Origin of the sequence: Streptomyces sp. BHT-5-2 (genome assembly GCF_019774615.1) — a bacterium.
GTDB lineage: Bacteria > Actinomycetota > Actinomycetes > Streptomycetales > Streptomycetaceae > Streptomyces.
In genome coordinates this window covers 855,236-875,786 of record NZ_CP081497.1, presented here as the reverse complement: position 1 = coordinate 875,786, position 20,551 = coordinate 855,236, and the positions used below count along the sequence as shown (strand labels likewise).

The window sequence follows — 20,551 nt, the reverse complement described above, 5'->3', positions numbered from 1 at the left end:
CGGAGGGGGTTCACAGTCGCTCGGTGCGGTAGCGGACCCCCTCGAACGGCCAGTGCGACGACAGCCAGGCAGCCACGGCGTCGTGCAGCGGACCGTCCAGTGCGGCCCGATCCGCCCGCACCCACGAACGCACCGCCGCGATCCCGTGTCCCGACTGCGCCGGCTGTTCCGACCCGTTCGACTGTTCCGACCCATGCGGCTGATTCGGCTGATCCGGCTGATTCGGCTGATCCGGCTGCTCGGAGCGCGCCGGGTAGATGTAGACGCAGCCGATCACCTGATCGTCGTTGTCGAGAACCGTGTACGTGAAGCCGGCCCGCTTCGCGAAGTCGTCGGCATGGCGCTGCAGGTCGTGCAGATTGTCCGCGGGACTCATACCGGCGGGTGGCGGCCAGCCGCGGTCCCGGAAGCCCGGGGTGGCACGGATGTGCTCGATGCTCGACATCCATGCCTCGTGATCGGCTTCGTTGTGCTGCGGCCCCAACGGCTCCAGGCGGAAGCCCGCACCGGTGAGGTCCCGCGGCACTACGAACGTGTCGGGGACAAAAGCTCGAACGGCCATACCGGGAGACTACAGCCCCCCCCGGCGGCGCGGATCTCTGCCCTCGACAGGTAGCTTCCCCCCGATCACGACCCGGCAGGCGAGTCCAGCAACCCGACGAGTTCGCCCAGGAGTCGGGCCGTCGGCGCCGGGTCGACCAGCCACTTCAGGTGGCTGCCCGCCAACGTGCGGACGTCGTAGGGGTTGTCCGGCGTCAGTGCGTTGCCCTCGCGGATCAACCTGTCCTGAAGGGCGAGCGGCATGCTCGTGTCGTCGGCCAGGCGGACGAAGGTCTTCGGAATCCGACCCCAGGTCGCGGCTTGCGCCCGGTCGGCGGAGGTGCCCGCGTCCAGGTTCTCATCGGGCTGGAAGGTGTTCAGGAACGTCAGGAACTCCTCGTCCGTGCCGTCGTGGAGGAAGGCCGCCTTGAACACGGCGAGCACGGCCGGATCCGCGGTGCGGAAGTTGGTGCGGAGCAGGCCGAGTTCGGCCGGGTTGCCGGCCATCGCCGGAGCCAGGGCCGCGACGTCGACCGTGGCCATCTCCGGCTCGGCGTAGTAGCCGTTGGCGTCGAGGTCGACCGGGCACCAGGCCGACACATACACGATGCGGTCGATCAGGTCCGGTCGCGCGTTGGCCGCGGCCGTGGCCGTGATGCCGCCGCGGCTGTGCGAGACAAGGATCACCGGGCCGTTCCGCTTGGCCCGTTCCAGGATCCCGATCAGATGCGCGACGTTGTCGGAAAGCGTGACGCCCTTGATCGAGCCCGGCTCGGTGGCCAGCCCTTCGAGGTCCTGCGGCGCCTGGTAGGAGCGCAGGTAGGTCGCCCCGAACCCGTGGCCGGGCAGGTCGACGGCGACCGAACGGTGCCCGAGCAGGCCGAGTTCGGCCTGGAGCGGCGCGAACGAGAAGGAGTTCGCGAAGGCTCCGTGAACCAGAACGACCGTCGGTTGCATCTGCCTACCCACTTTCTGATCTCCACGGCGTCGAGCGCATGCCCGTCGCCGATTCCAAGGGCATCGCGCACCCATTGACTGACGCCCGACGTGCTCACATTACTCAGCACTAGGCGAAAGATCATCAGCAATACCCAGGCCAGTCTCGGCTACTCCACTCCGCGCGTGCCGTCGGCCCCCTCCCTCACCCCTCGATGCCGGCCCTGGAGTGACCTGATGGGTAGCCATTGGAGCAGAGTGCGTCGCAGGGCTTCGGCGGCGCCGTGGTCGCGCCCTGGAAGGCATTTCCGGGCTGGACCGTCACGCCATCGGGTTGCAGCTTGGGGCTTCTCACTACAGAAGATCTACAGCTCGGTGCCACTGGTGGAGGGGCAGCCGATCGACGTGTCGACTCCCGAACTGACGGAAACCTTGGGTGCGTTGAGGGAGCTTCCCACCGCGTTCCACGTGTGGTGGAGCTGAGCCGAGGGGTGAATCGGAGCACCGTGCGGCAGCGCCCGGACGACGCCGGAAGTCAGGTCCGGGGCACTGCCGCGTTCGGACGGTGGCCGTGCGGTGGGTCAGGAGCCGGCAGGGTGGTCCTGGGCGGAGGGTGCGGCGTCGGCGGGCACCGTACGTCCACCGGCCGTCCGCAGCGTCACCGCGGCCGCGACGCCCGCCACCAGTCCGCAGGTCAGGGCGGCCGGGGCACCGATGCCGAAGCCGGAGACCAGGCGCAGCGGGTCTTCGCCCAGGCTCGCCCCGTTGATCAGCATCCGCAGCAGTTGGCCGACCAGCAGCCCGAGGACGGTCGCGCAGACCGTGGCCATGGCCATCGCAGGGACGGTGGCGCGGGTGAGGAGGCCGGGCAGTCGCCGCAGCGACCACCACACCACGACGAGCAGCAGCACATCGACGGCGCGGTCGAGGAGCCAACCAACGAGCGCTCCGCCTCCTGGCCAGTCCCAGCCGCCGAGCAGCAGCCACTGACGCAGCAGGTCGCCCGGTTCGGAGAGCAACCCGGTGCGCGGGGAGATGCTCTGGATGGCGGCGGCGACCGGCGTGTACGAGAGGACGAACAGGGACAGTGCGATCACCGCGGTCCCGACGGTGGCGGCCAGACGGGCCGCACGCACCGGAACGACCTTCTGCTCCCGCTCCGGCCCCGCGCCGATGATCCGGGCCAGCAGTACGGCCGCCACCGCCGCGACCAGCGCGGCCACCAGCACGACTTCCCGCCCGGTGGAGATGATGCTCGACAACTGGGGCAGAAGACGGTAACTGCCGTTTCCCCCCGAGGCGATCATCCACGGCGCGGAGACGGTCACCGCCAGCGTCCCGGCCACCAGACCCCAGGTCCACACGGCGAGGAGGGCGGCCGTCGTGCGGCCCTTGGCCGGCGCCAACCGGCGGATCAGCAACAGCGCCCCCACCACGAAGAAGACAAAGAGTGCGACGTACCGAATCTGCTGCGCGGTGGTGTACAGCTCGGCGTAGTTCATACCGTCGGTCGAGGCCGTGCCCCCGGCTCCGCCGAACGCCTCGTTGCCCAACTGGGCCGAGGCCGGGGAACCGTACGTCCAGGGGGCGAGCCAGCCCTTGAGCTCGCCGGCGGCCGGAATGCCGATGACGTTGGCGGCCCCCGGGAGGTCCAGCGCATGCGCACTCGCCCCCGCCCACCACACAAGCGCCAAGAGCAACAGCCCCCCGGCCAGCGCCGGTATCGCTGCGCGCCGGTATGTCATCTGGTCCCCCGACTTGTCGTGTATCCAATGAACTTCATGACCAGTTGGACATTACGGGAGTTCGATCACATAAGGATCACAGACGCATGCCGACTTGCGTAGACGGTGGCGGCGCGGCCGTCAGGTGCGCGGCCGCAGCGCGTCATGCAGCTGCCCCAGTCCCTCGGCGAAGGAGATCGGTGGGGAGAAGCCCAGGTTCTGCCTGGCGGCGGTGAGGTTGAACCAGTGGGGGCTGGTGAGTTCGGCGATCAGGAAGTGGCTCAGTTCACGGGTACCGGAGGTGCCGGTGAGGAGGGCGGCGGTCTCGCGGGCCGTGGCGGCGGCGCGGGCCAGTCGGGCCGGTGCGGACAGCCAGCTGGCGGGGATACCTGCGGCGGCCATGAGGAGGGTGACGATCAGACGCAGGGGGCGGGGCTCGCCCTGGGCGATGAAGTAGGCGCGCCCGGCGACGGGTTGGCCGTCGGCCGAGTGCCTGGCGTGCAGGCGGTCGAGCGCGACGAGGTGGGCGTGGGCGGCGGTGCGGAGGTGCGTGGTGTCGACGAGGTTGAAGCCGTCGCCGGGCATGACCAGGCGACGGCCGACGACCGCGCGCCGCAGGGCCGGGAGGAAGTGCGGGTCGCCGGGCCCCCAGATGATGTGGGGACGGAGGGAACAGGTCGCCAGGGCGGGGCGGTTGGCGGCCAGGACGAGTTGTTCGGCCTGGGCCTTGGTGCGGGGGTAGGCGGCCAGGTGACGGGTGGGGTACGGGGTGGTTTCGTCGGCGTACTCCAGGCCGGCGGGACGGAAGACGACACTTGCCGTCGAGGTGTGGACGAGGGTGCGGACGGCGTGGATGCGGCACTGTCTGAGGACGTTGCGGGTCCCGTAGACGTTGGTGAGCCAGTACGGGCGCGCCGGGCCGCTCACACCGGCCAGGGCCGCCGTGTGGATGACGGCGTCGCAGCCGGCGACCGCTCGTGCGACGGCCGCGGGGTCGGCGAGATCGCCCCGGTGCTGGTGCACCCCGAGGCGGCTCAGCGCCATGCTGGGGCGGCGGCTGAAGGAGTGGGTTTCGGTGCCGCGGGCGATGAGGCGCCGGCAGATCTCGGTGCCGAGGAAACCCGTACCGCCCGTGACGAGGACCCGCTCCGGGCCGGTCATCGGGCCCTCCGCAGTCGCTTGGTGGCCCAGTCGGCCAGCCGTTCCCGGTCGATCTTGGAGTTGTGACGGATGTCGGTGGGAAAGCCTGGGTGGATCAGGATCCGTTCGACGTGGTGCCCGTCCGGGTGCCCGGCGAGCGCCGAGCGCAGCGCGGCGGTGGCGGCGCGGGGATCACGTACCCTGCCCGCCGTCAACTCGGCGCAGAGGACGGCGCATTGACCGCCCGTCGGGCCGACGCCGACCAGGGCGGTGCGCGCCACGCCCGTTGCGGTGTCGGCCGTCGCTTCGATGCTCTCGGTCGTCAGGGCGAAGCCTCGTCCGGTGACACGGTGCGCCTTGCGGCCGTGGAACCACAGGCGTCCCCGGTCGTCGAGCCGTCCCAGGTCGCCGGTGCGGTGCAGCGACCCGCAGTCGTCGGTGACGCGGGAGGCGGCGGTGGCCTGCGGGCGGGCGTGGTAGGCGGGGCTGACGTTGCGGCCGGCGACGGCGATCTCGCCGACCCCGGCCGCGTCGGCTTCGAGGACCCGGACCCGGACGCCTGGCACCGGACGCCCCAGGCACGTCCCCGCGCGCACGGTCCGTGCCGGTGTGCGGAGCGAACGCAGTTCGGTGGCGCTGATGGCGCTGACCGGCAGGCACTCGGTGGCGCCGTAGACGCTGAGCACCTCGGCGTCCGGGCGGAGCACGGCGTGCAGGGCGTCCGCGAGGCCGGGGCGCAGCGGGGCGCCGAAGGAGAGGACGCGGTCGACCGAGGGGAGGGTCAGGCCGCGGCGGGCGCAGTGGGCGGCCAGCAGGCCCAGCACGGCGGGTGCGGCGGCGACGACGGAGGCGCGGTGTTCCAGGAGGGGGCGGAGGATGCTCTCGGGGCGGGTGCGGGCGGGGGCAAGGTGGTTGACGGCCGGGGCGACGGTGGTCAGTCCGAGGGCCGGGCCGAGGAGGGCGACGGGCAGGAAGCCGCCGAGCAGGACCCCGCCCGGCTCCGTGGCGAGCACCGGGGCGAGGGCCTCGGTCTGTCCCGTCAGCGTGCCGTAGTGGTACTCCACGCCCTTGGGCACTCCGGTCGAGCCGGAGGTGAACGCGATGACGGCGAGGTCGTCGGCGGAGGGTTCCCGGACGTCCTCCGGGGCCGGCCCGTCGCACTGCGGGACCGCGGTGGGCAACCGTCGTCCCAGGCCGGGGACGGCGGGGCCGGTCACCAGGGGTGTGGTGACGTGCCGGCGTCCCCATCCCAGGGCCCGGCGGGCCAGGTGCGCGAGCGGCTCGCCGACGAAGACCTGCGGGGCGACCTCGTCCAGGCAGGCGCGCAGGTGCGCGGGGGGCAGCCCCGGCTCGATCAGGACCGGTACGGCGCCGAGGGTCAGCAGCGCGTAGACGGCGGTGACGAGTTCGTACGGGTCCCGGGTCATGGTGACCGCCTTCTGGCCGCGGCGGACGCCGGCCGTCCGCAGTGCCCGGGCCGTCCGGTCGCAGCCGGCGAGCAGTCGGGCGAAGCTGATCGCCTCGCCGGAGCCGTCCCGGCGTCCGCGGACCAGCGCGGTGGCGTCGGAGCGCTCCTGGGCCCGCCGTGTCACCTGGGAGAAGAAGCCTGCCTCGGTCATCGTCGTGCCGTCTCCAGGAGGAAGTCGCGGATGTCGCGGCCGAGTTCGTCGGCCGCGTCCTCCATCACGTAGTGGCCGGCGTCGGCGTAGCGGTGGACGCGGGCCTGGGGGAATCTGCGGGTCCATTCGTCCAGGACGAGTGGGGTGAAGACCGGGTCGCGCATGCCCCAGCCGACGAAGACCGGGAGTCGGGCCAGGCGGCTCCGGCCCTCGGGAGGTTCCAGGAGCCGCCAGGCCGGGTCGTCGTCGCGGGGGATGCTGCGGACGAATTCCACGACGGCCCCGCGGTCCCGGCGATGGGCGTACGGCAGCAGATAGGCGCGCCGTACCTCCACGCGGAGCCGGTGGACGACACCGGCGCGTACGGCGGCTCGGGGGAAGGCGTTGGTGAGGTGCGCGAGCGCGGCGACGGCGGCCACGCCCCTGATGGACCTGAGGGAGAGCGGCAACCGGTATCCCGGCGGCCAGCGGAAGCCGATGGTGTTGAGGACGACCAGGCGGTCGACCACGCCGGGGTTGCGCAGGGCCCAGGCGATGCCGAGGGGCCCGCCCCAGTCGTGCATGACGAAGGTCCAGCCGCGGGGCGGGATGCGGCGGTGATCGACGAGGTGGGTGAACAGGGAGTCCAGAAAGTCGAGTTGGGCCGCATAGCGGTCGGCGTTGCTCGGTGGTGGCACGGGACGGGGGGACAGTCCCAGTCCCGGGAGGTCCGGGGCGAGGCAGCGGACGTGCGGGGACAGCACGGGCAGCAGGCGTCGCCAGACGTAGCTCCAGGACGGGTTGCCGTGGAGGAGGAGTACGGGGGCGCCCGCGCCGGCGTCGAGGTAGTGCTGGCCGGTCGCCGGGACGCGCCACCAGTCGTCTGGGGCCGGATAGCCGGGCAGCAGTCGGTGGGGCACGATCGGCGGCGGCCGGTCGGCGGGTCGTGGTGCCATCGCGTCCGCCGCCTTCACAACCGGATCAGGGCGAGACCGAAGCTGGTCCCGCTGGCCAGGCCGATCAGGCCGACGGTGTCACCCCGTTCGATCCGGTCCGACTGCTGTGCCCTGGCCAGTTGCAGCGGCAGGGAGGCCGCGGCGCAGTTGCCGTGTTCGGCGACGGTCGCCAGGCAGCGGTCGGCGGGCAGACGGAGCTTGTCGCGGGTGTCGTGGAACTGGGGCATCGAGATCTGGTGGAAGGCGATGAACGCGCTCGCGCGGATGGCCGCCATCTCGGGGTGGGGTTCCAGGATGAACGGCAGCGCGTCGAGCTCGTTGCGCAGGAGGTTGCCGCCGAGGCGGAGGGTGGTGTGCTCGTCGTCGACGGAGCGGGTGTGCATCGAGCCCCCTCCAGCCACGGTGCACGCCCGCCAGGCGCTGGAGTCACCGCCGAAGGCCATGGCGAGCAGTCCCGGACCGTCGGCCTCGGCCGGGGTCGCGGTCAGCAGCAGTGCGGCCCCGGCGTCGGAGACGGTGTAGCCGGGCATGGCCCGGAGCAGGGCGTCGTGATCGGGCACGCGCCAACGGGTGACCTCGGTGGCGGTCTCACCGCAGGCGATCAGGACGGTGCGGTAGCGACCGGTCGCGATGAAGGCGTTGGCGGTCTCCATCGCGTTGAGCACGCTGTTGCAGGCGTTCTTGATGTCGAAGACCGGGCAGGTGGCGCCGAGTTTGGCGGCCACGATGTGCGCGGTGGCCGGCTCGACGAGGTCCTGGCAGGTCGCGGCGAACAGCAGCAGGTCCACTTCGCCGATCCCGATGCCGGACTGCGCCAGCACCTGCTCGGCAGCGGTCACGGCGAGGTCGGAGGCCTGGACGCCCTCGCCTCGCACGTGGACGCCGCGTACGCCGGTGAGGTCTTCCAGCAGACCGGGCGGCGGTGCGTAGGCCCCGCCGGAGGCGGCGATCCTCGCCCGGGTCTCCTCCATCGTCCGGTAACCGGACGGCAGATGGGCGGCGATCGCCGTCAGACGGGCACGCGGGGCATCCGGCTCCATACCGCCACCATAAAAGGACGCAACATCAACTTCCGTATGTATCTGGGTAGTTCACCCGAAGTAGTTAAATAAGCCTTAGCCGACCAGCGAACGGGTAGGTCGACCGGGATGGCTGAACCAGTCGTACGTGGGGCGACGGGAGGCTGAGATGCAGCATGACGACGCGGCCGTGGCCGTGGTGGGAGCCGGCTGTCGACTGCCCGGCGGCATCACCGACCTGGCCGGACTCTGGGCGGCACTGCGCGACGGCCGCGATCTGGTCGGCGAGGTCCCGCCGGACCGGTTCGACAAGTCCCGCTTCGTGGATCCCGGCGCCGTGCGCACACGCCGGAGCTACACCGCCGCCGGAGGATTCCTCGACGACGTGAGCGGATTCGACGCCGCCTACTTCGGCATCGCCCCCAAGGAAGCCCCCTACATCGACCCCCAGCAGCGCCTCCTGCTGGAGATGGCCGTCGAGGCGCTGGACGACGCGGGCCTCCCCGCCGAGTCGCTCGCCGGGTCGGACACCTGCGTCTACGTCGGCATCTCCGACCCGGCCTACGGGCAGCTCCAGAGCACACTCGACACCTACGCCAGCCCGTACGCCATGAGCGGCGCCACCCTCTCGATCGCCGCGAACCGCCTGTCGTACTTCTTCGACCTGCGCGGACCGAGCATGTCGATCGACACCGCCTGCTCCTCGGCGCTGGTGGCCCTGGACCGGGCCTGCCGCACCCTGCTGGACGGCACCAGCCGCACCGCCCTCGTCGGCGGCGTCAACGTGCTGATCGGCCCCGCCGGCTTCGCGGGCTTCTCACACGCGGCCATGCTGTCGCGGCGCGGCCGGTGCGCGGCCTTCTCGGCCGACGCCGACGGTTTCGTCCGGGCCGAGGGCGGAGGTGTCGTCGTCCTCAAGCGGCTGGCCGACGCGCAGGCCGACGGCGACCGCATCCATGCGGTCATCGCCGGTACGGGCACCAACTGCGACGGCCGGACCCGGGGCATGGCCCTGCCCAGTTCCACCTCCCAGGAAGCGCTGTTGCGGGTGGTCTACGAGCGGGCGGGGGTGAGCCCGGACGAACTGGTCTACTTCGAGGCGCACGGCACGGGCACACCGGCCGGCGACCCGGCGGAGGCAGCCGCCATCGGCCGGGCGCTCGGGCAGCTCCGCACCTGTGGGCCGCTGCCGATCGGCTCGGTCAAGTCCAACGTGGGGCATCTGGAGCCGGCCGCCGGAATGGCGAGCCTGTGCAAGGCCCTGCTGGTGCTCCGGCACGGTGTGGCGCCGGCCACGTTGCACGCCCGCCCGCTCAGCCCCGCCATCGACTTCGACGGACTGTGCCTGGCACCGACCGTCGAAGCCGTGGAGCTCCCCCGTCCGGCCAGGGCCGCGGTGGGCATCAACTCCTTCGGCTTCGGCGGGGCCAACGCGCACGCCGTGCTGACGACTCCCCCACCACCGCCCGAGCACACCGAACGGGGCGAGGGACCGCTCCCCGTGACCCTCTCGGCCCGCTCGCCCAAGGCACTGCGCGCACTGGCCGAGCGGGTCTCGACGCGCCTGAGGGAAGCGGCGCCCGAGGAGTTCTTCGACCTGGCGCACACCAGCACCCGGCGCCGCAGCGCCCACCCGTACCGCGCCACGGTCCTGGCCGACGGCCCCCGCCGGGCCGCCGAGGAGCTGGAGCGGCTCTTCGCGGAGGCGCCCGCCGCCGGCGCCAGGGTCCGCAAGGCCCGGCGGGAGACGGTCGCCTTCGCCTTCTCCGGCAACGCCTCCCAGTGGCCCGGCATGGCGGCCGGGCTGCTCGCCACCGAGCCGGCCTTCCGCACGGCCGTGGAGGAGGCGGACGCGGCTCTCGCCCGCCATACGGGCTGGTCGGTGGCGACGGAGCTGGCCTGCCCGCACCCGCCGCGCTGGCAGCGCACCGAGATCGCCCAACCGGCCCTGTTCGCCGTGCAGGTGGGGCTGGTGGCCCTGCTCGCCGACCGGGGCGTGCACCCGGCGGCCGTCGTCGGACACAGCGTCGGCGAAGTGGCCGCCGCCCATGCCGCCGGTGCCCTGACGCTGGACGAGGCGGCCCGGGTGATCGCCGAGCGCAGCCGCACCCAGGGCGGTACGGCGGGCGCCGGTCGGATGGCGGCGGTCGGCCTGTCCGAGACGGCGGCGCGCGAGGCGCTCGCCGACCACGACGGCGCCCTGGAGATCGCCGGCATCAACAGCGATCGGGACGTCACCGTAGCGGGCGACCCGCAGGCCCTGGCGGCGCTCGGCGACCAACTCCGGGCCCGGGACGTCTTCTTCCGCGAGCTGGACCTCGACTACGCCTTCCACAGCCGGGCGATGGACGCGCTCGCCGCCCCGTTGGGCGCAGCGTTGGCCGGACTGGCCCCCGGCGCGGCCCGGATCCCGTTCGTCTCCACCGTCACCGGCGCACCGTTGGCCGGCGAGGAGCTGACCGCCGACTACTGGTGGCGCAATGTCCGCGAGCCGGTCCGGTTCGCCGACGCGATCGGCCATGTCCTGGCGGAGGAGGCCGACATCGTCGTCGAGATCGGCCCGCATCCGGTGCTGCGGTCCTATGTGCGCCGCACCGACGCCACCCATGTCCCCACGCTGCGGCGCGACGGCGACGACGCCCGGGACATGGCGGCCGCGGTGGCGGCTCTGATCGCGGCCGGCGCCGCCCTGGACTGGCGGGCCCACTTCCCCCGCCCCGGCCGGGTGACCGACCTCCCCGCCTACCCCTGGCAGCGCGAGCGCCACTGGAACGGCACCCCGCAGGACCACGTCATGCGCACCAGCGGCAGCGGACTGTGGGAACATCCGCTCCTGGGCGAACGGCTCCCCGCCCCGCACCCGTTGTGGGAGGGCTCCGTCGAACCCCAGCTCGTCCCCTGGCTGGGCGACCACCGGATCGCGGAGACGGTGCTGATGCCGGCCGCCGGATACGTCGAGATGGCCCTGTCCGCCGGGCGGCTGGCGCTCGACCGCCCGGTGGAGGTGCGTCATCTGGAGATCGGCCGCCCGCTGCCCCTCGGCTGGCCCGACCCGGGAGGTCTCCGGCTCCAGACCGCGGTCGTCCCGGACGGCGGCGTCCTGACCATCAGCAGCAGCGAGGCCCGCGGCGCCCCGAGTCAGCCGGTCGTCCGTGCCGAGGTCCGCACCCTGCTCGGCACCGCCCCCGACCCGGTCGACCCCGCCGCCCTGCGCGCACGCTGCCCGCGGCGCATCAGCCGCCCGGACTACTACCGCACCTGCCACCGCGTCGGCCTCCAGCTGGGGCCGGCCTTCCAGCTGCTCGACGAACTACGCGTCGGTGCCGACGAGTTGGTGGCCGCCTATCGCCACGAAGGCACCGGCGAGGGGTACACGGTGCACCCGGTGCTGCTGGACGGCCCGCTCCAGGCCACCGTCGCACTGGCCGAGGAGCAGATGGGCGGCGGCCGGGCCTATCTGCCGTCCGTGTTCGGCACGATCCGGGTCTGGCGCACCCCCGCGCCGTCCGGCCTGGTGCATCTGCGCCGGCGTGCCCGCACCGAGAACGAGTTCTGCTGGGACATCACCTACGCCGACGAGGACGGCACGGTCACCGCGGAGATCGAGGGTTGCCGTACCCGGCGGATGCACAACACCGACCACACCCCGGTCACGGTCCAGCACACCGTGCTGCGTGCCGCGCCGCCTCCGCATGCCCCGGCCGCCCCTTCGCCGCTGCCGCCTCCCGCCGAACTCGCGGCGGCGGCCGCCGACCGGATCACCGCCGCGCGCACGGCCCTGCGGGAGACCGGCCACGACCGGTTCGTCGCCGCGGCCGAGCGGGCCGGCGCGCACTGTTGGAGTGCCGCTCTCGCCGGCCTGCTCGGCGACCCCGCCGCGGTGTTCGGCATCCCCGACCTGACGGCCGGCGGGCTCCAGCCCCAGCACCGCCGCCTGGTCCGGCTGATGCTTCCCTTCCTGGAGCGCAGCGGGCACGTCGAGCCGGCTGCCGACGCCCGCTGGCGGCTGGTCCAGGGCCCGCTCCGCCCCGCGGAGTTGCTGCGCAGCCTCGTCGAGGAGCACCCGGCGTTCGGCGCCGAGGCCGTACTGCTGAACCGACAGCTGCGGCACCTGCCCGAGGTGCTGTGCGGCACCACGGACCCGCTGGAGCTGCTCCCGGCCGGGGACGTCGCATACGAGCGGTTGCACGCCACCGCGCCCGGCCACCGCTGCACCGACCGTGTCGCCCGGGCGCTGCTGGCCGAGGTCGTGCGGCGCTGGCCGCCGGACCGGCCGCTGCGGGTGCTGGAGGTCGGCGCCGGGACCACCGGGCTCGGCACGGCACTGCTGCCCCTGCTGCCTCCGGAACGCACCCGCTACACCTGCACCGCCACCACCACGTCCGGCTGCGCCCTCGCCGAACACCGGCTCTCCGCCCATGACTTCGTGGACTTCCGCACCCTCGATCCGGACTCCGACCCGGGCTCGCAAGGTCTCCCCCGCCACGGCTTCGACCTGGTCCTCGCCGGTGACGCCCTGCACCCCGCCGCCGACCTGACCGCAGCGCTGCGCCACGTCCACACCCTGCTCGCGCCCGGCGGCGTACTGCTCGCCACGGAACCCCACCGCACACCGCGCTCGGGCTTCCTCCTCGGCACCACCGAGTCCTTCTGGCAGCGCCGCGACCGCGCGCTGCGACCGGAGACCCGGCTGCTGCCCCCGGACCGCTGGGTGCCGCTCCTGACGGAGTGCGGCTTCACCGGCGCCGTCCGCACGGGCTGCGAGGACCGCTCGGTGCTCCTGGCGGCCGCCGACCACCTCCCGCCCCCCGAAACCGCCGCGCCCACCCCGCCCGCCGGCACCACCTGGGTCGTCGCCACCGAGACCCCCGACGAGACACCGACGGCCCGTGCGCTCGCCGAACTCCTGGGCGGGGCCGGGACGATCGCCGCCACGGACCGCCGGGCCGACTGGGCCGCCGCGCTCGCCGCCGAGGACGCCGCCCCCGGAGTCGTCCTGCTGCTCTCCGCGGCGGACGCTTCCGACACTGTCACCTCCCGGACCACCCGCCGTGCCGCCGTCCTACGAGCCCTCGCGGACACCGCCGCCGGACCGGACGTCCAGGTGTGGCTGGTCACCCGCCCCAGCGGCCTGTTCCCCGGCCCCGAGCGCCCCGCCCACCCCGTCGACGCCGCCATCTGGGCAGTGGCCCGCACCCTGGCCAACGAACGGCCCGACCTGCGGCTGCGACGGATCTCCCTGGACCGCGCCGAGGCCCCCGCCGTCGACGCCCGACGGCTGGCGGACGAGCTGCTGTCCCCCAGCGACGAGGACGAGATCGTGCTCACCCGGGCCGGCCGCTTCGTCCCCCGCCAGACCGAGCGCCCGTACGACCAACCCGCCGCCATGCCCTCCGACGCCCCCTACATCCTGGAGGTCCGCGACCCGGGGCTCTCCCGCCGGCTCGTCTGGCGCGCGATGGATCCCCCGCGGCCGGGCCCCGGCGAGGTCCTGGTGGAGATCCGCGCGGTGGGCCTGAACTACCGCGACCCGATGCGGGCCAACGGTCTGCTGCCGCCCGAGGCCGTCGAGGGCAGCCCGCTCAGCCGCGGCCTGGGCACCGACGGGGCGGGCGTCGTCCGGGCCGTCGGGCCCGAGGTCACCGGCCTGTCGCCCGGCGACCGGGTCTGCGGCCTCATGCCTGCGGCGCTGGCCTCGCACGTGGTCGTACCGACCTACAGCATCGTCCGGATCCCCGACGGCATGGGCTTCGCCGAGGCGGCGACCTTCCCGGTGGCGTTCCTCACCGTCCACCACACCCTCGCGGAGCAGGCCCGGCCGGTCCCCGGCGAGACCGTGCTCGTCCACGGCGGTGCCGGAGCCGTCGGGCTCGCCGTCGTCCAGTGTGCCCGGAGCCTGGGCGCCCGGGTCATGGCCACGGCGGGCACCGAGGTCAAGCGCGACCTGCTGCGCACCCTCGGTGTCGAACACGTCCTGGACTCAAGGACGTTGGACTTCGCACCGCGGATCCGGGAGCTGACCGGCGGTCAGGGTGTGGACGTCGTCGTCAACTCCCTCAGCGGCGAGGCCATCGCCCACGGCCTGGACCTGCTGCGCCCCAACGGCCGCTTCATCGAACTGGGCAAGCGCGACGTCTTCCGCAACAACCCCCTCCTGCTGCGCCCCTTCGACCGCAGCCTCACCTTCCTCGGGTTCAACCTCGACCGCGTCATCTACGACCCGGTCCGCGGCCCCCACCTGATGCGCGAGTTCACCGCACGGGTCACCAACGGCGACTACCGTCCGCTCCCCCACGTCGTCTATCCGGCGGCCCAGGTGGACGAGGCGTTCCGGGTCCTCCAGCACTCCCGGCACATCGGCAAGGTGGTCGTCTCCTTCGACCCGCTGGACGAACCCGTCGCCGTCGAGCCCGCCCCGGCCCTCCCGGCCCTGGACCCGCACGGCACCTATCTGATCAGCGGCGGACTCGGTGGCTTCGGCGCCGCCACCGCCGACTGGCTCGCCGACCGCGGCGCCCGGCACCTCGCCCTGATCAGCCGCCGCGGGGCCACCGCACCGGAAGCGGCCACCGTCCTGGACCGCCTCCAGCGGCCCGGCGTCCACGCCACGGCTCATGCGGTCGACGTCACCGACGAGCGGGCCGTCCGCCAGGTCGTCGAGACCATCGAGGCCACCGGCCATCCGCTGCGCGGCATCGTCCACTGCGCCATGCACCTCGACGACGCCCCGCTCGCCGAGCTCACCGACGACCGCTTCGCCGACGTCCTCGCCCCCAAGGCGAGCGGCGCCGACGTCCTGGACCGCGTCACCGCCCATCTCGATCCGGACGTGTTCCTGCTGTACTCCTCGGTCAGCGCCGGCACCGGCAATCCGGCGCAGGCCCCGTACGCCGCCGGGAACGCCTACCTGGAGGCCCTGGCCCGACGCCGTCGGCACGACGGGCGGGCGGCCACCGCCCTCGCCTGGGGGCCCATCGCCGAGACCGGCTATGTGGCCCGCAACGACCTCGGCGCCGGTATGGCCGCCCTCGGCTTCGAACCCCTCGCGCCGCCCGAGGCGTTCGCGGCCGCCGACCGGCTCCTCACCACGGACACCGCGGTCGCCGGTGTCGGCCGCTATCGCTGGGCCCGCGCCCGCCGCGTCCTGCCGGCCCTGGCCACGCCGCGCTACGCCGCTCTCGTCCCGGCCGGCCTCGCCGCATCGGACGACGGCCGCGAGGAGTTGCTGCGCTCCCTGACCGCGATGACCCCGGACGACGCCGTACGCGCCATCACCGACATCCTCACCCGTCTGCTCGCCGGCGTGCTGCGCGCCGATCCGGACGAACTCGACGCGGAGCGCGGCCTGGAGGACCTCGGTCTGGACTCGCTGATGACCACGGAATTCCTGGTGCGTGCCCGGGAGCACTTCGACATCCGGCTCGCGCCCACCGAACTCCTGGGCAGCGGCCGCGGGCTGACCCATTTCGCCCGCCTGGTGCACCAACGCCTGGGCATCCACACGTCGGCGAACGCCTGAGCGGCGATGCGATACGGGGCGGCGGGCCGTCTCGTTCGGCTCAGAACGCTCCCATGTCGGAGGAGATCCAGTGTTCCGGGCTCATGTAGATGGCGATGTGCTCGCCGAGGTGTGCCTTGTCGTACTCGACGAAGCCGGCGACCTTGTCCTCGGGAAGGTACCGCGCGGCCATCTCCCAGGACAGCTCGTGGCTGTCGGGTGCCGTCCTGATCACCGGCCCTTCCACGGAGACGTAGCGCACGGTCGGCTCGGTCCGCTGCACCAGCAGGCTGAAGCGCCCCGCCTGCCGAATCGCCCGCGCCTTACGGGAGTCGGGGCCCGTGCGCACCCAGAGTTCGCCGCCCGGCGTGTAGTGGTACCAGATCGGGACGGTCAGCGGTGCCCGGTCCGGGCGCTCGACCACCGACAGCGCACCGACATGAGGTTCGGCCAGAAACAGCTCTCGTTCTCGCTTCGACAGACTCATGCGGCCGACCCTAACGGCCACCGGCTGCGTCGGTCATGCGGCTTGCCCGCGGCACTCCGGAGCGGACTTCGACGCCCGGTGCTGCCGGTCCCGCCCGGTCCCGCCAGGAAGGCCACCGCCAAGTCATCGTCATTTCATCGGCCGTCTCTAAGGTCGGGCACTCCCGACGAGGTGAGCGCTCGGGCAGCCCTCGCCCAGGCCAGTGGCACCGAGGGCAACTCCTCGTACAACTGGGCCGGCTCGGAAAGGCATCGACACAATGACACGTCCATCGGACGAGAAGGACGCGACGGCCGGCGGGCACTCCCGCCGCAAGCTCCTCAAGCTGGGTCTTGGCGCCGCCGTGGGGGCGGGAGTCATCGGTTCGACCGCGGGGATCGCGAGGGCCGGCGGGCCGAACGACCCGTCCAGCCCGACGGTCGCGTACAAGGTGAAGAACCTGAGCGGACCGGCCGAGACCGGCCCGTTCGCCTCACCCTGGACCGACCTCGGCATCCCCGTGCGGTGCCCCGACGGCACCATGCTGTTCGTCGGCGGCGACACCTTCAACGGCGACCACGTACCGCGGCCCGGTGAGCCCGCCGACGACTGGCGCGCCCCGGTCGGCCTGCGTTCCAGCAGTGCGGATCTGAACAATCTGCACATCGACGGGAGCGTCGGCGGCGGGCACGCCAACAGCCTGGTCGACGAACCGCACAACCCGGTCGGCGACAAGGCCACCACGGCGATCCCCTCCGACGTGTTCGTCGTCGACGGCGTGATGTACATGCACCTGATGCGCGGTGTCATCTACGACACCCACCACACGGACTTCTGGCGTTCCACCGACAACGGTGAGACCTGGGAGTACCTGTGCCAGTGGCCGGGGGACCTGCACGGCGGCCAGTTCCAGCAGAAGACCTACGCGGTGGCCGACGACGGCTACTGCTACGTCCTGTCCTCGGTCTTCAACCGCGAGGTGGAGTCGGGGATGCTGCTGCACCGGGTGCGGAAGGAGAGCCTCGGCAACCCGGACGCCTACGAGCCGTGGGGCTTCGCCGACGGTGGCTGGCGGTGGGGTGCCCCTCCGACGACCGTGTTCGGCACCCGCAAGTGGGGCGAGATCTGCTTCCGCGCCATGGACGGCAAGTACGTCCTCACCTGGTTGAACATGAACCCGCTGTCGATCCGGGCGATGGTCTTCCCGCTCCCGACGTCGGACCTGACCAGGACGCTGGAGCAGACCATGATCGTGCCTGGCGCTCCGGGCCAGGAGGTGGGCAACTTCGTCGCCGCTCCGTACGGCGGGTTCGTCGTCCCCGGTTCGACGTTCGGCAACTTCCACATCGTCGTCAGCCAGTGGTACGACCCGTGGAACTACCGGTTCATGCAGTACAAGGTCCATATGCTGTCCTGAGCCAGGGGCCGGTGCACACCGTGCGTGCGCACGTCCGATCCGAGGACGTGCGCACGCACGGTGTGTCTGTGCTGATGCCCCCTCAGGTCGGCGACAGCAGCGTTGCGTCGCTACGCGTGGGACCGCAGCGCGGCGATCAGCCACTCGAACGCGGGGACGTGCGAGGGGACCGGCGGCCGGCCGTTCAGTACGGCCAGCAGTTGCCAGTACCGCTCCACCCTGCGGTCGGTGAAGGTTGCCAACTGGCCGGCCAGCAGGGCCCGTTCGGACATCGGCAGGTGCGGGTCGACGATCCGGTGCAGGATCTCCTGCCCCTCGCCCGAGGCCGGGGCGACCTCGTCGCGTACTGCCTTTCCGGCGTGCTCGGCGACCTTCGCCGGGTCGGGCCCCGCCGGCCGCGGGCCGCCCCGCGCTCCGGCCACCGCCATCTCGCGTACCCGCCTACGGAACGCCTCGTCGCTCACCAGCTCCGCCAACTCCGCCCAGGCATCAACCTGTTCGGAAGTCGGATCGGCGGGCAGGTGGGCGGGCATGGTGCTCATGGCCTGGGCGATGTGTGCGCCAGGCGCCTGGGCATCGACGCCGTCGAAGGTCTCCCGGACGAAGTCGTCGATGATCCGCTGCCGCTCGTCGGCGGACATCCGTGCCAGCTCGTGCATCAGTCTCAGCTCCTCGGTCGTACTGTCCTGTCGGGCGACCCGATCCAGCACCGCGCGCCGCACCCGCAGCGTGCGGATCTCCGCATCCAGTGCGCGCACATGGGCCCTGGCCACGTCGCGCACCGTCACCTGCCTGTCGGCCACCTGACGTACCGTGTCCAGGTCCAGCCCCAGCTCGCGCAGGGTGCGGACCAGCTCGACACGGGCGACGGCGCCGGCGTCGTAGAGCCGGAAGCCGCCTGCCGTGCGGCCGTTCGGCGCGATGACGCCGCTGTCGGACCAGAAGCGGATCGTGCGCACGGCGACTCCGGTACGCCGGGCAAGCTCGCCGATGGTCAGCATTTCGGTGGGGTCGCTCACGGGAACAACTCTCGACCTTCCAGTAGCTGGAGAGGCAAGCCCCTTTTTCGAAGCCGCCCTTCCCCATGCCTCCTGTGCCTCCCCGCTCCGGAGCCCCCTCTTGCGAAGCCTCTGTCCGGGGGCGGGTCGGTCGGCTGTCAGGAGCCCTGCCACCACTTCGGGCTGAGGGCGATCTGCCGCAGCTGCTCGATGGTCAGGGCGGGAGACCTGCGGGTCGCGGCGCTCTGCTGCGTGTCGGCGTTGAAGGCGCTGACGACCACACGCCTGCCGTCGGCCCGCAGGGTGTCCACGGTCCACATCCGCACTCCGTCGCCCCCCTTCTCGCCGGGGCCCCGGTGGACGGCGATACGGGTGCCGTCGGGCAGGGTCTCGTCGCCCGGGTGGAAGAGGTCGCCGGCGACGTCCCCCATGCCCGGCTGGACGTTGACCTCCACGAGGCTGCGGCCCCGTCCGTCGTCCACGACGGCATAGGCGAATTCGGGGCCGCCGTCGTCGTTCTTCTCGACCACCCTGAGGCCCTTGGGGATCAGGCCGGAGAGCGTGTCGACGGCCGGGGCGCCCGCGCCTTGCCGGGGAGCGAACGGATTCCCGGCCCGTCGCGGGGGGTTCTCCGGGATCGCGTCGACGATCCGCCGCCACTCCCGAGCCGACACCAACGCCTTCAACTGCGCCTGGGACAAGGGTGGTTGGGGTCGGCTGGCCGATGCGCCCTTCTCCGCGGCGGCGTTCCACTCCCGCACGGAGACGTGCTGCCCGCTCGGCGTGACCAGGTTCGCCGTCCACAACTTGGTGTCCACCCGACGGTCGGGGTACTCGTAGCCTTGGAGGACCATGAACGCCGAGCCGTCGGGCAGTCGCTCGGTGGAGCAGGCGTCGTACGGGACGAACGCCTTGGCCGGGCACTCGGTCTGCTTGCGGGCCTCCGGACCGCCGGGCTCGACCCGGCCCAGGGAGACGGAGAGGGCGGCGGGTCCCTTGCCGTCGTCGTAGACGGCCGACGCGAACGGCCGCGCATCGAGGCCCTGGCCGCCCATGCCCCGCCCCTCCTCGTTGCTGATCGTGCCCCCCTCGGGCAGCGACTTCCGCAGCAGCTTCTCCAACGTGCGGATCATCTCCTCCTTGCCGACTGCGGCGTTGGGCGAGGAGGCGGACCTGACCGGGGGCCCGTCGGCGGCCACCGACGCCTGCCGGGAGTCGGCCGGCGAACCGCCCCAGGGCACCAGCAGTACGCCGCCCACACCGGCGAGGGCGACGCCGGCCGCGCCCGAGACGAAGGCGGCCCGGCGGCGCAGCGCCAGCCGCCGTCCGTGCGCCGCACCGGCGGTGGTGAGGGCGGCCCGGTCGGCGTCGAAGGCCCCGCCGACCTGGTGCAGGGCGGCGGAGAGCCGTTCCTCGAAAGGATCGCTGTGCTGCTCAACGGGCATGAGGAATCACCGTTTCCGCGAGGTCGAGAGAATCGAGAGAATCAAGGGAGTCGAGGGAGTCGAGGGAGTTGGCGCGTCCGGAGACGCATACGGCGAACAGGAGGACGGGAGGGCGAGGTGACGAACAGCGAAGGGGCGTGGCGGTGAAGCCGCTGTCAGGGGTGGGCATACGCCCCGACGTCCTCGCCGAGGAGTTCCCGGAGTCGTCCGAGCGCGCGCACGCACCGGGTGCGCACGGCCGCCGAACTGGCGTTGAGCGCATCGGCGGTCTCGGCGATGGACCGGTCCTCCCAGTAGCGCAGGACGACCACGGCCCGGTCCTTGGCGGGCAGTCGGCCGAGCGCGTCCAGCAGGGTGACGCGCAACGCCGTGTCACCGCCGTCTGTCGCGTCGGCCTGGTCGGGCAGCACGCCCATGGTGCGCTCGGTGCTGCTGCGGCGCCGCTGGTGGGCGAGAAAGGTGCGGGTGAGAACGGTCTGTGCGTATGCGGCGGGGTTCTCGGCCCGGCTGACCCGTCCCCAGTGGACGTACAGCCGGCCGAGCGTCTCCTGCACCAGGTCCTCCGCGAGATGCGTGTCGCCCGCGGTCAACAGACATGCGGACCGGAAAAGGTGTCCGGCCCGTGCCGCCGCGAACTCCGCGCACTCCTCCGCGCGGCCCTGCCTCATCTGTTCTCCCTGCCCCGGTGATCCGGTTTGCCTGCATGTGTGTGCGTGTGCCTGTACATCTTGGTATGGGTGTGCGTGTGCACTGCTTTCCTCACCTCTTCGATGCGTTGGGCGGAGGAAATGTTTCGCTTCGTTCCCAAGGAGTT

Annotated in this window: 13 protein-coding genes; 2 read left to right on the top strand and 11 right to left on the bottom strand. The window is 72.6% G+C overall.

Annotated elements, in window-relative coordinates:
• Window positions 1-10: 10 nt before the first annotated feature.
• The 7 genes from K2224_RS31810 to K2224_RS31780 form a co-directional block, all read right to left on the bottom strand.
• The gene (locus tag K2224_RS31810) at window positions 11-562 is read right to left on the bottom strand and encodes an N-acetyltransferase (protein ID WP_221910642.1); all 552 of its coding nucleotides are present in this window, start codon (window positions 560-562) and stop codon (window positions 11-13) included.
• A gap of 65 nt (window positions 563-627) precedes the next feature.
• Window positions 628-1,497 (bottom strand): alpha/beta hydrolase, encoded by an 870-nt coding sequence (locus K2224_RS31805; RefSeq protein WP_221910641.1) that lies wholly within the window; start codon window positions 1,495-1,497, stop codon window positions 628-630.
• Between the two features lie 560 nt (window positions 1,498-2,057).
• Complete coding sequence (locus tag K2224_RS31800) at window positions 2,058-3,221, bottom strand: hypothetical protein (RefSeq protein ID WP_221910640.1); 1,164 nt, start codon at window positions 3,219-3,221, stop codon at window positions 2,058-2,060.
• A gap of 120 nt (window positions 3,222-3,341) precedes the next feature.
• The gene (locus K2224_RS31795) at window positions 3,342-4,361 is read right to left on the bottom strand and encodes an NAD-dependent epimerase/dehydratase family protein (protein ID WP_221910639.1); all 1,020 of its coding nucleotides are present in this window, start codon (window positions 4,359-4,361) and stop codon (window positions 3,342-3,344) included.
• On the bottom strand, window positions 4,358-5,959 hold the full coding sequence (locus K2224_RS31790) for an AMP-binding protein (RefSeq protein ID WP_221910638.1): 1,602 nt from the start codon (window positions 5,957-5,959) through the stop codon (window positions 4,358-4,360). The genes K2224_RS31795 and K2224_RS31790 overlap by 4 nt, the downstream gene beginning before the upstream one ends.
• Window positions 5,956-6,894: an alpha/beta fold hydrolase gene (locus tag K2224_RS31785; RefSeq protein WP_221910637.1), complete on the bottom strand. Its 939-nt coding sequence runs from the start codon at window positions 6,892-6,894 to the stop codon at window positions 5,956-5,958. The genes K2224_RS31790 and K2224_RS31785 overlap by 4 nt, the downstream gene beginning before the upstream one ends.
• A gap of 14 nt (window positions 6,895-6,908) precedes the next feature.
• On the bottom strand, window positions 6,909-7,934 hold the full coding sequence (locus tag K2224_RS31780) for a 3-oxoacyl-ACP synthase III family protein (protein WP_260693594.1): 1,026 nt from the start codon (window positions 7,932-7,934) through the stop codon (window positions 6,909-6,911).
• 148 nt (window positions 7,935-8,082) lie between these two features.
• On the opposite strand from K2224_RS31780, the gene K2224_RS31775 reads away from it, so the two are divergent.
• The gene (locus K2224_RS31775) at window positions 8,083-15,432 is read left to right on the top strand and encodes a type I polyketide synthase (protein ID WP_221910636.1); all 7,350 of its coding nucleotides are present in this window, start codon (window positions 8,083-8,085) and stop codon (window positions 15,430-15,432) included.
• Window positions 15,433-15,472: 40 nt separating this feature from the next.
• On the opposite strand, the gene K2224_RS31770 is transcribed toward K2224_RS31775, so the two are convergent.
• A complete protein-coding gene (locus tag K2224_RS31770) occupies window positions 15,473-15,898 on the bottom strand; it encodes a pyridoxamine 5'-phosphate oxidase family protein (protein WP_221910635.1) in 426 nt (141 codons plus the stop codon).
• A gap of 259 nt (window positions 15,899-16,157) precedes the next feature.
• On the opposite strand from K2224_RS31770, the gene K2224_RS31765 reads away from it, so the two are divergent.
• On the top strand, window positions 16,158-17,294 hold the full coding sequence (locus K2224_RS31765) for a DUF4185 domain-containing protein (RefSeq protein ID WP_221910634.1): 1,137 nt from the start codon (window positions 16,158-16,160) through the stop codon (window positions 17,292-17,294).
• Window positions 17,295-17,404: 110 nt separating this feature from the next.
• Here K2224_RS31765 and K2224_RS31760 read toward each other — a convergent pair whose 3' ends face one another.
• The 3 genes from K2224_RS31760 to K2224_RS31750 form a co-directional block, all read right to left on the bottom strand.
• Window positions 17,405-18,313, bottom strand: a complete 909-nt coding sequence (locus K2224_RS31760; RefSeq protein ID WP_221910633.1) for a MerR family transcriptional regulator — start codon at window positions 18,311-18,313, stop codon at window positions 17,405-17,407.
• 137 nt (window positions 18,314-18,450) lie between these two features.
• The gene (locus tag K2224_RS31755) at window positions 18,451-19,737 is read right to left on the bottom strand and encodes a hypothetical protein (protein ID WP_221910632.1); all 1,287 of its coding nucleotides are present in this window, start codon (window positions 19,735-19,737) and stop codon (window positions 18,451-18,453) included.
• A 155-nt stretch (window positions 19,738-19,892) separates the two neighbouring features.
• Window positions 19,893-20,405: a SigE family RNA polymerase sigma factor gene (locus K2224_RS31750; protein WP_221910631.1), complete on the bottom strand. Its 513-nt coding sequence runs from the start codon at window positions 20,403-20,405 to the stop codon at window positions 19,893-19,895.
• Window positions 20,406-20,551 lie beyond the last annotated feature (146 nt).